Here is a 14,003-nt window from a genome sequence, read left to right as displayed (position 1 = left end):
GGGATGGTCAGAGGCGTCTCACCGGCACATCGCCGGGGAGAAGATCGTCGGGGGTGGGGGCCTGCGTCCCCGGGAGGGCGGCGGCGGCGGAGCCGTAGCGGATGCCACTGCGCAGGCATTCCTCCGGGCCGGCGCCGGCCGACTCGGCGAGCAGGAATCCGGCGAGCGAGCTGTCGCCCGCGCCGACGGTGCTGCGCACGCGGGTCGGCGGCGGAGTGCCGTGCCAGGCGCCGTCGGCGGTGACGAGCACCGCGCCGTCGCCGCCGAGGGTGACGAAGGCGGCGCCGACGCGCGCGGGAACGAGACCCGCGGCGACCGCGGCCACAGCTTCGGGGAGCGCGAGACCGCTGTCGAGGCTCACCCCGGCGAGCTCGGCGAGTTCTTCGTCGTTGGGTTTGATGAGGTCGGGAGCGCCACTGCGGACGACCTCGCGGAGCGCGGGGCCCGACGTGTCGACGGCGATGCGCGGGCCGACGCCGGCATCGAACCCGGCGCCGCGCACCGCGTCGATGACGTCGACGTAGAACGTGTCGGGGAGCCCCGGCGGCAGCGAGCCGGCGAGCACCAGCCATCGGGCTCCGGCGGCCGCCGCGACGACGGCGTCGATGAGCGCGTCGCCGTCGGCGGATGTGCGCGTGACGCCCGGCAGGTTGATCTTCGTGGTCACGCCGTCCGCGTCGGCGAGGGTGAGGTTGGCGCGGGTGGCGCCGTGGACCGCGACGGGGGTGAACGGGACATCCGCCGCGCGCAGCACGGCACCGAAGGGGTCTGACGGGTCGAGCGGCAGCACGGCGGTGCTCGCCGCGCCCGAACCGCGGAGCACGCGGGTGACGTTGATGCCCTTCCCCCCGGCATCCTCGCGCACGGCGTCGGCGTTCTGCACCTCGCCCGCGCGCAGCGGCGCGGAGAGGGACACCGTGCGATCGAGCGACGGGTTCGCGGTCAGGGTGACGATCATGCGACCCACACCTCGGCATCCGCCTCGTCGAGCGCGTCGGCGAGCGCACCCTCCGGCGCCACGTCGCTGACGAGCACGTCGACCTGGCCGAGCGCGGCGAACGAGACGAGCAGTTCGGCGTCGTGCTTCGCGGCGTCGGCGACGACGAACGTGCGGCGCGCGGCGCCGATGATGGCCCGTTTGACGGCGGCCTCGTCGGGATCGGGCGTGCTGAGCCCGAACCCGGCCGAGAGGCCGTTCGTGCCGACGAAGGCGATGTCGGGACGCAGCCGCGAGATCGTATCGACCGTCTGCGCGCCCACCGCGGCGGCGGTGAGTCCGCGCACGCGCCCGCCGATGGCGGTGAGGCTGAGCCCCGGAGCGCCGGCGAGGAGGTGCGCGACGGTCATCGAGTGGGTGACGACCTCGAGGGCGCGGAGCCCCGCCGGGCGTTGGGCGAGGAGGTGCGCGATCGCCGCCGCCGTCGTGCCGGCGTCGAGGTAGACCGATCCGTCGAAGTCCGCGGGCACCGCATCGAGCGCGCGCCGTGCGATCGCGAGCTTGGCCTCGCTGCTCTGCGCGCTGCGCTCGGCGAGCGAGGGTTCGGCGGTGCTGGCCCGCGTGCGCGGCACCGCTCCCCCGTGCACCCGACGCACGACGCCGGTCGATTCGAGCTGGTCGAGGTCGCGCCGCACGGTCTCGGTGGTCACGCGGAAGCGGCGGGCGAGGTCGACCACCGCCACTCGGCCTTCTGCGGTGACGAGGTGTTCGATCAGCTGCTGCCGCTCCGTCGCGTACACGAGTTCCTCCTTGAGACGCTCACACAGTACAACACAAACACGGACATACACAAGCATTCGCAGAAGAGCGCGATGTGGAGGGTTCGATCGATGGATGCCGGGAATCTTGTGGAATCTCTACAAGACACCGGGCGTCACGAGTCGTGAGACTTGGTTCCACCTTGCAGAGGATTCCGTTGCTCCCACGGAGGCGGGTTCGGGCTGTGAGCGTCATCTCGCTCTCCCGGTGCCGCGGCCACGACACGACCGTGCACGCGACACCGCCGAACCCATCACCACGCCTGCGATGACGCAGGCGCGAGACAACGGAGTCCTCAATGTCGAGTACCCATACCCATCGCTGGGGCATGCGTGTCACCGTCATCGTCCTCAGCCTGCTGCTGGCCGCGATGACCTGCCTGTACCTCCTCACCGCCGCGACTCTGTCCGCCGGCGCCGCCCGGCTCGACGACGGCGCCGGAAAGGCGGCGACCGGCTCGGAGTCGCTCGCCGCCGGCGCCACCACCCTCGCCGGCGGCGCCGACGCGCTCGCCGCCGGGGCGAAGAAGCTCGACGCCGGAGCCGCCGACGCCGCGGCGGGTGCGACGTCTCTGTCCGCCGGGGCGACGAGTGCCGCCGCCGGCGCACAGGCGCTCTCGACAGGAGCTGGAACGCTCGCCGAGGGTGCCGCATCGGCGTCCGAGGGCGCGGCGAAGGTGAGCGATGGTGCGGCGTCCGCCGCCGCCGGGGCGACCCGCCTCGTCGCGGGGGTGCAGCGCCTCGACAGCGGTGCCCAGCAGCTCAAGGCAGGCACCTCGCAGGCGGCCCCCGGGGCGGCGCAGCTCGCCGACGGGGCGCAGCGCCTCTCCGCCGGTGCGAACGAGGCCAAGGCGGGAATCGACCGGCTCGAGGCGGGCGCGGCTCGCCTCGACGGCGGCTCCGACAACGCGCGTGCCGGTGCGGGGCAGCTGGCTGAAGGCATCGGGGCGCTGTCCGCCGGCGCCGGCGCGCTGAACGCCGGGCTCGGTCAGATCTCCGGCGGCGCGTCGGCGCTGTCTGCCGGCATCGGCGCCGCAGCGGCAGGTGGCACGAACGTCGCGGCGGGGGCATCTGCGCTGAACGACGGAGCCGCGAGTCTGGCCGCAGGCACGCACACGTTTGCGGCGGGAGCCCGATCCGCCTCGACGGGTGCGACGAATCTCGCCGCGGCCGCCGCGAACCTCGCAACCGGGACCGCCCAGGTCGCCGACGGCGTCACGAGCCTTCAGGCAGGGGCCGGACGGCTCGCCGGTGGCGCCGCATCCCTGCAGCAGAGCCTCACCCAGGTCGCCGACAACCTCCAAGCCGCATCGGCCGATCCGGCCACCATCGGCCACCTGCGCGCGCTCGCTCAGGCAGCAAGCGATCTCCAGCTCGGCGCCGACGGCCTCGTCGCAGGTGCGAGCGACCTGGCGACCGGCGCACAGGCGGTGAGCGACGGCTCCGGCGCGCTCAGCCGGGGCGCGGCGCAGCTTCAGGAGGGCGCGGGCCGCGTGGCTGCGGGTGCCGCCGACCTCGAGACCGGAGCCGCCAGCGTGGCCCGCGGCGCCAGCTCGCTGAAGGATGGATCGGCATCCCTCTCGGCGGGCCTTGATACCCTCGTCGCCAAGTCGGGCGAGCTCGCCGCCGGGGCGGGGACCATCGCGACCACGTCGGGTGCCCTGTCGAACGGACTCGCGACGGCCTCGGCCAGGTCGGGCGATCTGGTGAGTGGACTCGCGACCCTTGACACGGGCGCGGGCGACCTCGCCGCCGGACTCTCGACGCTGAAATCGAAGGCGGGCGGCCTCACCGACGGTGCGGCGACGCTCGCCGCGAAGTCGGGCGAACTGTCCGCGGGTGTCCAGCGGCTGGATGCTGGGGCCACCACCCTCGCATCCGGAGCCACCGACCTCTCGGCCGGCGCAGGAACCCTCGCGAACGGGACGCAGTCTCTCGCCACGGGTGCGCTGGGACTCAGCTCGGGCGCGCAGAATCTCGCCGTCGGTGCGGACAACCTCTCCGCGGGAGCGACGTCACTCGCCGACGGTACGCAAACGCTCTCGGCGGGCGCGGGCCGCCTGGCGACCGGCGTGAAGGCTCTCGAGACCGGCACCGGGGACCTCTCCGCAGGCACCGTCAAGGTGTCGGAGGGTTCGGGCAAGGTGGCCGACGGCGCGACGCAGATCGCCGACGGCAACTCGCTGATCGCGGGAGGCACGGCCGAGATGAAGGCCAAGACGTCCGGCCTCACGCCGACGGTCATGCCGTGGATCTTCGGCGCGCTGATCGCCGGTCTCATCGCCGGCTCCCTGTGGGCGGCGCACCGCATCTCGCACCGCAACCGGGTCCGCGACTACACGGCGGCCTGACCCGCCCTGCCCGCTGTGCGCAAGAAGGCCCCCGCCACTGGCGGGGGCCTTCTCGGCTGTCGCGGGTCGCGGCGAGGTTCAGGCCTCGCTCATGACGTTGACGTCCTGCTGACCGCGGGCGGCGAGCGCGGCGGCGCGGGCCGCGATGCGACGCTCCTGCTCGATCTGGCCGGCGTCGAGCGTCTCCTGGTCGACGGGGTAGCTCTCGACCTTGTTCACGCCGTTGTACTTGGCGATGTAGGCGTCGAGCTCGGGGCCCGACTCCCACGAGGTGATGAGGCAGTAGCGCGGCTCGTCGCCGTAGTGCGCCGCGGCGTGCCACAGGCGCTGCGTGTCGACGATCAGCTGCGCGCCGGCCGGCAGGGCGATGCGGGTCTCCTCGCTCGGGTCGGTGCGGTTCTCGCGCAGCACGAAGTAGCTGGTCTTGTCGTCGGTGAGGTTGAAGAAGCCGCGCACGACCCAGCCGGTGCCGTCCGGGTTCAGGCGGTTGTTGTCATCCTGGTGCAGGTTGTACAGGCAGTCGGCGTAGGTGTTCGGCTGCAGCTCGATGATGCGGCAGCGGCCGACGTTGGCACCCGGCTCGAGCGCGCGCTCGGTGAGGGTCGGTGCGATCGCGGTCTGCGAGTCGATCCACACACCGTCCTTGTCGGTGCGCGGCGGCTTGTGGTTCCAGAAGCCGTTGCATTCGATCTCACCCTTGGCCGAGGCCAGCGGGGCGAAGCGGGTGTCGCCGGAGGACTTCCAGTCGACGTATTCGACGTCGAGCCACTCCTTCGGGTCGATCTCCTTGCCGTAGGGGTCGAGGACGACGTACCCGGTCTCTTCCAGAGCGGCGCTCTTGATGTATGCCATGACGGATCATGCCCTTTCTGTCGGACGAGCGAAGTTTTTACACGCCGACTTAGGCAAGCCCACAGAGCGGTCTGATGGACGCGATTAGACTCGACCGAGGTTTTCGAGGAGCGTTTTTCTGACGATGAGCACAGTGACCCCCGTCCCCGCCGATGCGACCGCCGCCCACGTCCAGGCGACCGCCGTGAACACGATCGGGTGGCTCCAGGCACCGGAGACGACGATCGTTGTGCCGGTGTATCAGCGGCAGTACCGGTGGGACATCGGCGGCTGCGAGCAGCTGCTGAGCGATGTGCGCGCGGTGTCGGCGGCGGATGCCACGGACACCCACTTCATCGGATCGATCCTCTCCACCGCGGCGTCGGATGACACCGAGTCGGGTGCGCACCTCGTCCTGATCGACGGCCAGCAGCGCCTGACGACGCTCATGCTGCTGGTCGCCGCGCTCCAGCATTCGCTGCGCGACGAAGACCCCGCGCTCGCCGCCGAGCTCTCCCGTGTGCTGGTGCGCGACGACGACCCCTCGCGCACCAAGCTCCGTCCCCACCGCGCATGGGCCGATGTCTTCGACAGCGTCGTGCACGACCGCCGCGCACCGGGCGAGCAGGCCCGCGAGTCGCGCTTCGACGACAACTACGCGTTCTTCCGCAGTCAGATCCGCCCCGGCGAGGCGCCGAGCATCTGGCGAGGGCTGCAGAAGCTCGAGCACGTCTCGATCACGCTCGGCCCCGAGGCCAACGCGCAGCAGACGTTCGAGAGCCTGAACTCCACCGGTGAGCCGCTGCGCGACCACGAGCTCATCCACAACTACGTGCTGATGGGGCTGACCCATGAGCAGCAGAGCGAGATCGAGAACGAGTACTGGCTGCCGATCGAAGAGGCGACCGGCGAGCAGATCGGCGCGTTCTGGCGGCACTATCTGGTCATGCTCACCGGACGCGAAGTCGATGCGTCGGGCGGCCGAGCGGTCTACGACGCGTTCCGCCACGAGTTCCCGCGGCTCGGCGTCGAGGCGCTGCGCGGTCACGCCGCGCAGTGGCGCGAATACGCGGAGATCTACGGGCTGCTGCTCGACCCGGCGCACACTCCCGACCCCGAGATCGGGCAGCAGTTCGCGTACCTCGGCACCTTCGGTCGCGGCGTCGCGCCTCTGCTCCTCCGCCTCTACGGCGACCACGTGCACGGGCTGCTCGACCGAGACGAGCTGATCCTCTCCCTCGAGCAGGTGCAGTCGCTGCTGCTGCGGCGCGCGATCGTCGGGATCTCCACGGATCGCCTGGTCGCCCGGCTCTGCCGCGCCGCCGAGCGCGGCCGCGACGACCTCGTGCACGCGATCGCGCGCATCACGCCGTCCGACGAGCGCACCCGCGTGGGCCTCAAGTACGGCAATCTCCCGCACCCCCGCTACGTGCTCGGCCGCCTCGCCGGCCTCACAGACCCGGCGGGGTTCGATGTCGATCACGTCGTTCCGGTCGCGCCGTCCGACGACTGGTCGCCCGACGGCGACCGCCGCTGGGCCGACCTCGAGGCCGACGAGCAGAACAGCTTCCGCGCGCTGTCGCAGACGCTCGGCAACCTGACTCTCCTCGAGGAGCCGCTCGCCGATCGCGCGTTCGACACCTCCTTCCCCGACAAACGCCGCGTATATGCCGCGAGCGACATCTCGCTCACTGCGGCCATCGCCGAGAGCCCCGCGTGGTCGACGGCGGAGATCGCCGCGCGCACCGCACGGCTCACCGAGGCGTTTCTGCGGGTGTGGGCGCGGCCGGCCGTGGTCAGCATCGACGACGACAACCTCACGCCGGTCCTCGACGCGCGCCTCCGACGCGGGTGGCCGCGCGGCTGGCAGCGCGAGTTCGACTACGTCGAGTTCCGCGGCGAGCACTGGGAGGTCGCCGACATCCGGTACCTCTTCAACCGCATCTTCCAGCGCCTCTGGGCGGAGTCCCCCGAGTCCCGCCAGGCGGTCATCGATTTCAGCGCCCGTCGCGGCGGGCCCGTGTATTCCGCGATGGCATGGAACGGTCAGTGGGATCAGATCGCCGGCGGCGACGATCCGCGCTATCTCTACATGGGGTGGGACGCCAAGTACATGCTCTCTGCTGTGCAGGGAGTGCTCGAAGAGGCCGGATGGGCGAGCGAGGTGTTTCTGAAGTACAGCTACATCGGTGACGCGATGGCCTGAGCGGGAGGCGAGATGACGCGGGAGCGGAAGACGCAGGGGAAGCAGACGCGCAAGCGCACGAACACGACAGATGCTGGCAACACGCGTCGCTGGCGGAGCGTCCGTCACCAGATCGACGCCCTCGATGTCGCGACCTTCGACGCGATCGCGAACACGAAGAGCCCGCTGCTGGATGCCACGATGCCGCGCCTCACCCGCGCCGCCGACCGCTCCTCGCTGTGGATCGTGATCGCCGGCCTGATGACGCTGACCGGCCGCCCGCGGGCACGCCGAGGCGCGGCGCGCGGTCTCGTCTCGATCGCGGTGACGAGCCTCATCGCCAACCAGGTATCCAAGCGTCTGCACCGCAGGCCGCGCCCCTCGATCACCTAGGTGCCCGCACAGCGGCTCGCGCATCGCATTCCGCAATCGACGTCTTTCCCGAGCGGACATTCCGCGAGCGCCATGGCGTTCGCGGCGGGCGCGGCCGCGGAATGGCCGGCGCTGTCCGTGCCGCTGCGGATGCTCGCGGGCCTCGTCGGCTTCTCGCGCGTCGCGACGGGGGCGCACTACCCGTCCGATGTGCTCGCCGGCTTAGCCCTGGGTGAGACGATCGCCTGGCTCACGACGAAGGTCGTGCCCGTCGAGCGCATCGACCCCATGCAGGACGACCTCGCGGTGCACGCGGGGAAGGCGAACCCCGACGGCGAGGGCATCGCGCTCGTCATCAATCCCAAGTCGGGGTCGGGGCGCGCGGGGAAGATCCTCCCCGAGGTGCGGCGGGCGTTCCCGCGCATGCGGATCGTCGAGCTGGGCAACGACGGCGAGGACTACGGGCAGGTGACCCGCGACACGGCGGCCTCGTGCGAGGTGCTCGCGGTGGCCGGCGGCGACGGCACGGTGCAGCAGGCGGCCGCCGCGGCGATGCACAACGGCATCCCGCTCGCCGTCTTCCCCGCCGGCACGTTCAACCACTTCGCGAAGGATCTCGGCATGTTCCCGCTGTCGGCAGCGATCGACGCGATCCACGCGGGCACCTACGCCAAGGTCGATCTCGGCGAGGTGAACGGCACGATCTTCGTCAACACCGCCTCGATCGGGGCCTACACCGACTTCGTCGCGATCCGCGAGAAGTACGAGCACCGCATCGGCAAGCCGCTCGCCGCGGTCGTCGCGGCTGCGCGCACCCTCGGGCGCGGCAAGGCCGTGCGCGTGCGCGTGGAAGACCTCGACGGCGACACGGTCGACGCGAAGTTCAGCCTGCTGTTCATCGGCAACGGCCGTTACGAACCGCGCGGCTTCGCGCCCGTGCACCGCGCGGCGCTCGACGACAGCCGCCTCGACCTGCGGGTGCTCGGGGTGACGCGGCTGGCTTCGCGCGCCCGGGTGGTGCTCGACCTCTTCACCGGGCGCGTGGCGCGCAACAAGCGCTACCAGCAGTTCTCCGACGCCGAGTACCACCTCGAGCCGCCTGACGGGCCGTATCGCATCGCGCGCGACGGCGAGCTCGGCGAGCAGATCGACCGGCTCGACGCCCGGGTGCTCCCCCGTGCGCTCACCGTGATCGCGCCGGCGCGGCGGAAGAAGCGCTGAGCCGCTGCCACAGCAGCCGGGCGACGAGCACCCAGACGACCGCGAGGCACACCCCCGCCGTCACGTCGCTGACGTAGTGCGCGGCCAGCGCGACGCGCGCGACGCACACGAGCACGACGAGCGCGCCCGCGACGCCGCCCGTCGCCCTCCACGCGGCGACGGACACGCGGCCGACGAGCGCCACCATCACGACGAGCGCCGCCGTGGTGATGCCGAAGGCGTGGGCTGGGGGGAACGACGAGTGCAGGGCGTCGACGAGCGCGGCCTCGGGCCGTGGGCGGTCGACGACCACCTTCACAGCGACCGGCACGATGCCGCCGAGGAGCACCGTCGCCGACGCGAAGAAGAGCGTGGACGCCTCGGCGCGCGACGCTCCGCGACGCCGGCGCACGAGCATCCACACCAGCGCGACGACCGCCGCGATGCGGAACGCGAGCGGCCCGAACACGGCCGAGACGGTGGTCCACACCGGCACCCACCACGACTGCGCCCCGCCGTTGCGCTCCCCCCAGGCCGCGCCCGCGCGATCGATCTCGGCGAGCGGCGGCCAGCCGGTGACGACGGCCACCGCGACGAGGCAGAAGAGCGCCGCCGCGACGACGCCCACCACGACATCGGCGCGGCCGACGCGGGGCATGGGGGAGCTGATGCCTCAGGTCTACCAGCCGCGGCGCGGCACAACGCGAAAACCCCCGGCGAACCGGGGGTTTCGAAACTGCTGGGGTACCTGGACTCGAACCAAGAACAACTGAGAGCCGCCTGGCCCGTCCGAGCAAAGCCCCGAATTGGTGGAGTTCCCCGTAATTTTCTGGTGAGGTCGTACTGACGCAGCAAGGCGATGTACTGGCGCTTGTCGATCTCCCAGTCGTACGTCGCTGCGATCGCCTCCGAGTCTTGCACAGCGGGGAACACCAAGTCAGCGAGCAGACGCGTCGTTCGCCCGTTCCCGTCGACGAAGCCGTGGATTCGAACGATCTCGGCGTGCACGACGATGCCGAGCTCCCGTGCTGTCCAGTCGTCGGTGTGCTCCCACCGGTACCGGATGTTATCGAGCGACCCGCGGAGCTCGACGGCGATGCGCTCGGGATCGACGCCGATATTGAGATCACGCGTTCGGTACCGACCTGCCCACGTCCACAAGTCTCCGTAGAGCTTCTGATGCAGGTCACGGAGGAACGCGTCCGTGAGGATATCGGCGAGCACGAGTCGCCCGTCGGCGATGTCATCGAGCAACGCGATGCTGACCTCATCGTTGATCGCCTGCTCGGCCTCGTAAAGGTCGATCTTCTTCGGCTCATTGCCGAAGATCTCACGAGCCTGTGGGGTGAGGGCGTCTGCTTAAAGCGCTCGACCCGTTCAGAGCGAGTGACACCGACCGGCACCGACCTTTTCTCCAACGCTGCCGACGCCCGCGTGGAACGCATAGCGGCACGATGAAGCGCCTCGCGAGTGACGTCCTTGCGCTTCATATGCTCACCTCCGGGAGAACAGGATCGACTTCATTCGATCTGCCGACTCCCTCCTGGTGGGGCGCGGTGCACGCGCCGCCCCCAGGCACTTCCCTGACCAGCAGTTGGGCGAACACCGACGTGCTCCGCGAGAATTGATCGCGATGGCGCATCCCGAAGTGATGTACCCGAGTCGGAAGAAGGAAGATGGCATCCGAGAAGTTCGAGGCACCGGATCTTCAGAAGTTTATCGCCTCGCTGAGGCCCGACGCCGATCATCTGGACGATCTCTGGCGTCGTCCCGAGCCGCAGCTCCTCCCCATCCCCGCTACGGTGCGGGGCTTCTGTATCCGTATCGACCTGCAGCGCACGAAGCCGCCTGTGTGGCGACGCATCGAGGTTCCCGGCGACATCCTCCTCCCGCGGCTGCACGAGGTGATCCAAGCGGCGATGGGATGGACCGACAGCCACCTGCACCGCTTCCGCACGAGCAATGACCGCAACGCTCCCGAGTTCCTCACCCAGTTCGACCTCGACGAGGGCGACGAGGGGATGCTCGAAGACGATGTGCGCCTCGACCAGGTCATCGCCGGCGAGGGTGATCGGCTCTGGTACGACTACGACTTCGGGGATGACTGGAAGCACCTCCTGCGCGTCGAGAAGGTGCTCGACGCCCCTCCTCCGGCTCCGGTGTGCGTCGGCGGGAAGCTCGCCTGCCCGCCGGAGGACTGCGGCGGCGTCTGGGGGTACGCCGAGCTCGCCGACTGGGTGCGCAGCGACTACGACGACGCCCTCCGCCCCGAGGTGTTCGACAGCACGGCGGAAGGACGCGCGTGGCTGCCCGACGGCTGGCATCCCGACGTGTTCGACATCGATGAGACGAACGAGTTCATCGCCTCCGTCACCGCGGAGCCGATCCCGGTTGTCGAGGAATTCGGGTCGCTGCTCGAGCTGGCACGCAACCGCGGCGCACGCGGCCTGCGCGACGCGCTCGCGCATCCGTCCGCTTCCGGTGCGACCGATGTCAGCGCAGACGATGCGGCCGATCTCACCGAGCCGTTCCGAGCGCTCCTCGACATCGTCGGGGACGGCGCGGCGCTCACCGACGCCGGGTATCTGAAGCCCGCTGCCGTCGAGCAGATCGCACACCGCACCGGCATCACCGAATGGTGGATCGGCAAGGCCAACCGCGAAGACCTCACCTGGCCCGTCTGGGAACTCCGCGCCACCGCGCGAGCGCTCGGGCTGGTGTCGGTGCGCAAAGGGCGCATCGCTCCGACTCGGGCAATCGCGGCACGGCGGGGCGATCCGCAGGCGATCCTGCGCCACATCACCGGCCGGCTCCCACTCGGAACGACCCCCGCCGAGCGACACGCCGGATGGATGGCGCTCGTCGTCGCCGCGAATGAGACACCCGCTGAACTCTGGGAGTCACGCATCAGTGAACTCTTGTTCGAACTCGGTTGGCGCGACCGCGAAGACCCCTACCGCGCCCCGTCCCCCGACAGCCCCACGCTCGACGCACTCAACCTGCTCACCGGGGCGATGCGCGTGAACCGGCGACCCAAGGGCGTGAACACGGCTGTCGCAGCCGTCGCCCGGGCCGTCATACGGGCTTGACCGTCTGGTCACCAGATCAGATGCCGCGAGGTCCGGCAGAAACCGTCACAGTTCCGCCCTACCTGTAGCCGATTCGGTCGACTCAGACGGTGCGCCGGATGCCGTGTTCCAATTCCGTTCGACGGGGCTCCACAATGCCTTGGCGTCAAGCCCGACCAGCGGCGGATCGACGAAGTCGGCAGCCGCGGCGACGGTGTCAGAGAACATCTCCGGCAGACTTGCGCCCGCCTCGCCGAGCCCCTTCCGGTAAGCGACATAGGTTGAGTCTCGGAGCACTGCGAGCCCCTCGGTGGCCTGCGCTAACGGAATCAACGTGGTCCCGCGGAAAGTTGCGGTCGCCGTGAGCGCGTCGCGCAGTTCCCCGCACTGGAGAGCCTGTGTGCCGGTCAGGAGATGGATGTCAGCGAAGTCACGCACGCGCGTGTTCGCTCGTCCCAGTTCGATCGCGGTGACGAGTTTCTCTGCGAGTACCGTCTCGATCGGGTAGCCCAGGATGCGGATCGGCGGAGCGTCCGGCCGCAGCGACGGCAGCTCAACTGTTCGCGGGGCCGGAGTGACGGGATCACCGAAGTTGATGTCGAGCCGCAGCTTGACCTGCGCTGTCGCGAGCCGTGCCGTCATCGTCACCCGCACGCCGCAATACAGGGCATCGTCGCGGATCACTCGTCGGAGGCCATGTTGCGCGCGAGGGCGTCGGCGTCGACCGTGGGACGGCGGGTGCCGAACGAAGCCAGCAACATCCCACCCTTCAGGATGAAGTCCTCGGCGTACGGTGAGCGCGACATCCGCGACAGCCATCGCTCGACGATGTACATCGGGACAGCTCCTGCGTGCCACGCTTTTGGCGACGAGCCTGGTTTTGCAGGTCGAGGTATGCGCGCCCTGCGGCGCTCTCTCGCGTGGGGCGACTCATCGGGCACTCGCAACATCGAGCGCAGCACGCATCGGCCCGAACGTCCCCAGCGCCTGCGCGTAGTCCAGCAGTAGTGCCGGTTTCGAGTTCGGTGCTGCCAGATATCGGTGAAGCGCGGCATGCGCAATCGGCTCACCAAGGCGTCTCCGAAATCTCATGAGATCCACCACCGTCCTCGCCGCGTCGTAGATGCGCACTGGCTCTCCCGGCCCCGCCTCGAACGACGTCAGCCCCAGTTCGAAAGAGGCCTCGTCGAAGCGGAACACCATCACCGGAGGATAGGTGATTACCGGCGTATGCGACCGCTTGGGAACCGCGATCTGCACCAACGCCGGCATCTCGTCCGTCAGGTCATGGATCGCTGCCGCCGAGATACAGCACACGATCGCGCGAGGAGCGCGGTGCGCCACTGCGATCATGTCGGGGCACGACGCCGGGGGCGCGTCTGCTCGACGGAAGACCCCGCGCGAGAGTTCGATGACCTGCCCGCCATCTCGCCAGGCATACAGATCTCGCGGATGCACACCGTGCGCCCGCGACGTCTCCGTCGTGAACGTCGACGGGAGCGATTCGTCCAGCTCCTTCATGGATACAATGCTCGCACAGGCCGCTCAACTATGTGCGTTTTTTATCCATCTCGGGCCGCACGCTCTTCCTGCACTGCATCTGCACGCATCACAATAGTCGCAGCCGCAAGACCAGCCGCATGCTCCTCATCGACGAATCGTTCGGCGAGCGTCGCGCGAGCCAGGTCCGCCGGCAGGGCAACGGAGAACTTCAGCCCCTCGACAGCTTGCGGGGCGATGTAAGGGACCACACCGTCCAGAAGGACAGCACGCATGCTGTTTACATCGAAGGCAGCAGGACTACACGATCCAGGTGTCCAGATCCACGGCTGGCGGCGGTTCGTTGCGGCTCGGATCGAAGAGGCCGTCTATCGCGTCTGACACAGGCCTACTTCTGCCAGCCAGTCCCCGCCAGCCACGTTCTTGTCGGAGGGGTTTCGGAGGGGATCGCCTGATCCCGGACCACCAAAGCAAGAGCCCCGGTGATCCGTTCTGACGCGGATTTCCGGGGCTATCTGTGTTGCTGGGGTACCTGGACTCGAACCAAGAACAACTGAGAGCCACCTGGCCCGTCCGAGCTAAGCCCCGAATCGGTAGAGTTCCCCGTAATGTCAGGGATCTCATGGGCTTGAGTCTACCTCGGGCTGATGACGTCCCCTGGAGTGGTGGAGGATTCGGCAGGGTTGTCTGCGTCGTAGACGTGGGTGAGCCATCGTGCGATGGTCAGTGAGAAGTACCGAT

At 69.7% G+C, this 14,003-nt stretch carries 12 protein-coding genes and 1 pseudogene; 5 read left to right on the top strand and 8 right to left on the bottom strand.

Going from position 1 to position 14,003, the window contains the following annotated elements; genetic code table 11:
- Positions 1–7 precede the first annotated feature (7 nt).
- Together LOK55_RS12955 and LOK55_RS12950 are read right to left on the bottom strand one after the other, a co-directional pair.
- Positions 8–958, bottom strand: a complete 951-nt coding sequence (locus LOK55_RS12955; protein WP_229935694.1) for a 1-phosphofructokinase family hexose kinase — start codon at positions 956–958, stop codon at positions 8–10.
- A complete protein-coding gene (locus LOK55_RS12950) occupies positions 955–1,737 on the bottom strand; it encodes a DeoR/GlpR family DNA-binding transcription regulator (RefSeq protein WP_229935693.1) in 783 nt (260 codons plus the stop codon). The genes LOK55_RS12955 and LOK55_RS12950 overlap by 4 nt, the downstream gene beginning before the upstream one ends.
- A gap of 317 nt (positions 1,738–2,054) precedes the next feature.
- Here LOK55_RS12950 and LOK55_RS12945 point away from each other — a divergent pair, with 317 nt between their 5' ends.
- Positions 2,055–4,106, top strand: coding sequence for a hypothetical protein (locus tag LOK55_RS12945; protein ID WP_229935692.1), 2,052 nt, complete (start codon positions 2,055–2,057; stop codon positions 4,104–4,106).
- 78 nt (positions 4,107–4,184) lie between these two features.
- Here LOK55_RS12945 and LOK55_RS12940 read toward each other — a convergent pair whose 3' ends face one another.
- On the bottom strand, positions 4,185–4,958 hold the full coding sequence (locus LOK55_RS12940; RefSeq protein WP_141380537.1) for a hypothetical protein: 774 nt from the start codon (positions 4,956–4,958) through the stop codon (positions 4,185–4,187).
- A gap of 124 nt (positions 4,959–5,082) precedes the next feature.
- Between LOK55_RS12940 and LOK55_RS12935 the strand changes: the two genes are divergently transcribed.
- From LOK55_RS12935 to LOK55_RS12925, 3 genes are read left to right on the top strand one after another with little or no spacing between them, the layout of a single operon-like run.
- Entirely contained in the window at positions 5,083–7,143 is a 2,061-nt protein-coding gene (locus LOK55_RS12935) for a DUF262 domain-containing protein (RefSeq protein ID WP_229935691.1), read from the top strand.
- Between the two features lie 12 nt (positions 7,144–7,155).
- Complete coding sequence (locus LOK55_RS12930) at positions 7,156–7,515, top strand: hypothetical protein (protein WP_229935690.1); 360 nt, start codon at positions 7,156–7,158, stop codon at positions 7,513–7,515.
- Positions 7,516–8,715 carry a diacylglycerol kinase family protein gene (locus LOK55_RS12925; RefSeq protein ID WP_308066686.1) on the top strand — a complete coding sequence of 400 codons (1,200 nt, stop codon included), beginning with the start codon at positions 7,516–7,518 and terminating at the stop codon, positions 8,713–8,715. It begins immediately after the preceding gene.
- Here the strand turns inward: LOK55_RS12925 and LOK55_RS12920 are convergent.
- Positions 8,678–9,352 (bottom strand): phosphatase PAP2 family protein, encoded by a 675-nt coding sequence (locus LOK55_RS12920; RefSeq protein WP_229935688.1) that lies wholly within the window; start codon positions 9,350–9,352, stop codon positions 8,678–8,680. The genes LOK55_RS12925 and LOK55_RS12920 overlap by 38 nt on opposite strands.
- A 335-nt stretch (positions 9,353–9,687) precedes the next feature.
- Positions 9,688–9,918: pseudogene (locus LOK55_RS14430) on the bottom strand (hypothetical protein); the annotation flags it as partial.
- 452 nt (positions 9,919–10,370) lie between these two features.
- Here LOK55_RS14430 and LOK55_RS12910 point away from each other — a divergent pair.
- Entirely contained in the window at positions 10,371–11,783 is a 1,413-nt protein-coding gene (locus tag LOK55_RS12910) for a plasmid pRiA4b ORF-3 family protein (RefSeq protein ID WP_229935687.1), read from the top strand.
- A 45-nt stretch (positions 11,784–11,828) separates the two neighbouring features.
- On the opposite strand, the gene LOK55_RS12905 is transcribed toward LOK55_RS12910, so the two are convergent.
- From LOK55_RS12905 to LOK55_RS12895, 3 genes are all read right to left on the bottom strand, one after another.
- Positions 11,829–12,446 (bottom strand): nucleotidyl transferase AbiEii/AbiGii toxin family protein, encoded by a 618-nt coding sequence (locus LOK55_RS12905; RefSeq protein WP_229935686.1) that lies wholly within the window; start codon positions 12,444–12,446, stop codon positions 11,829–11,831.
- Complete coding sequence (locus tag LOK55_RS12900; RefSeq protein WP_229935685.1) at positions 12,443–12,598, bottom strand: nucleotidyl transferase AbiEii/AbiGii toxin family protein; 156 nt, start codon at positions 12,596–12,598, stop codon at positions 12,443–12,445. The genes LOK55_RS12905 and LOK55_RS12900 overlap by 4 nt, the downstream gene beginning before the upstream one ends.
- Positions 12,599–12,692: 94 nt before the next feature.
- A complete protein-coding gene (locus LOK55_RS12895; RefSeq protein ID WP_229935684.1) occupies positions 12,693–13,283 on the bottom strand; it encodes a type IV toxin-antitoxin system AbiEi family antitoxin domain-containing protein in 591 nt (196 codons plus the stop codon).
- Between the last annotated feature and the right edge of the window lie 720 nt (positions 13,284–14,003).

It is taken from the genome of Microbacterium sp. F2E, assembly GCF_020905435.1.
Classification (GTDB): Bacteria; Actinomycetota; Actinomycetes; order Actinomycetales; family Microbacteriaceae; genus Microbacterium; species Microbacterium lacticum.
This window is presented reverse-complemented; position numbering and strand designations above follow the sequence as displayed.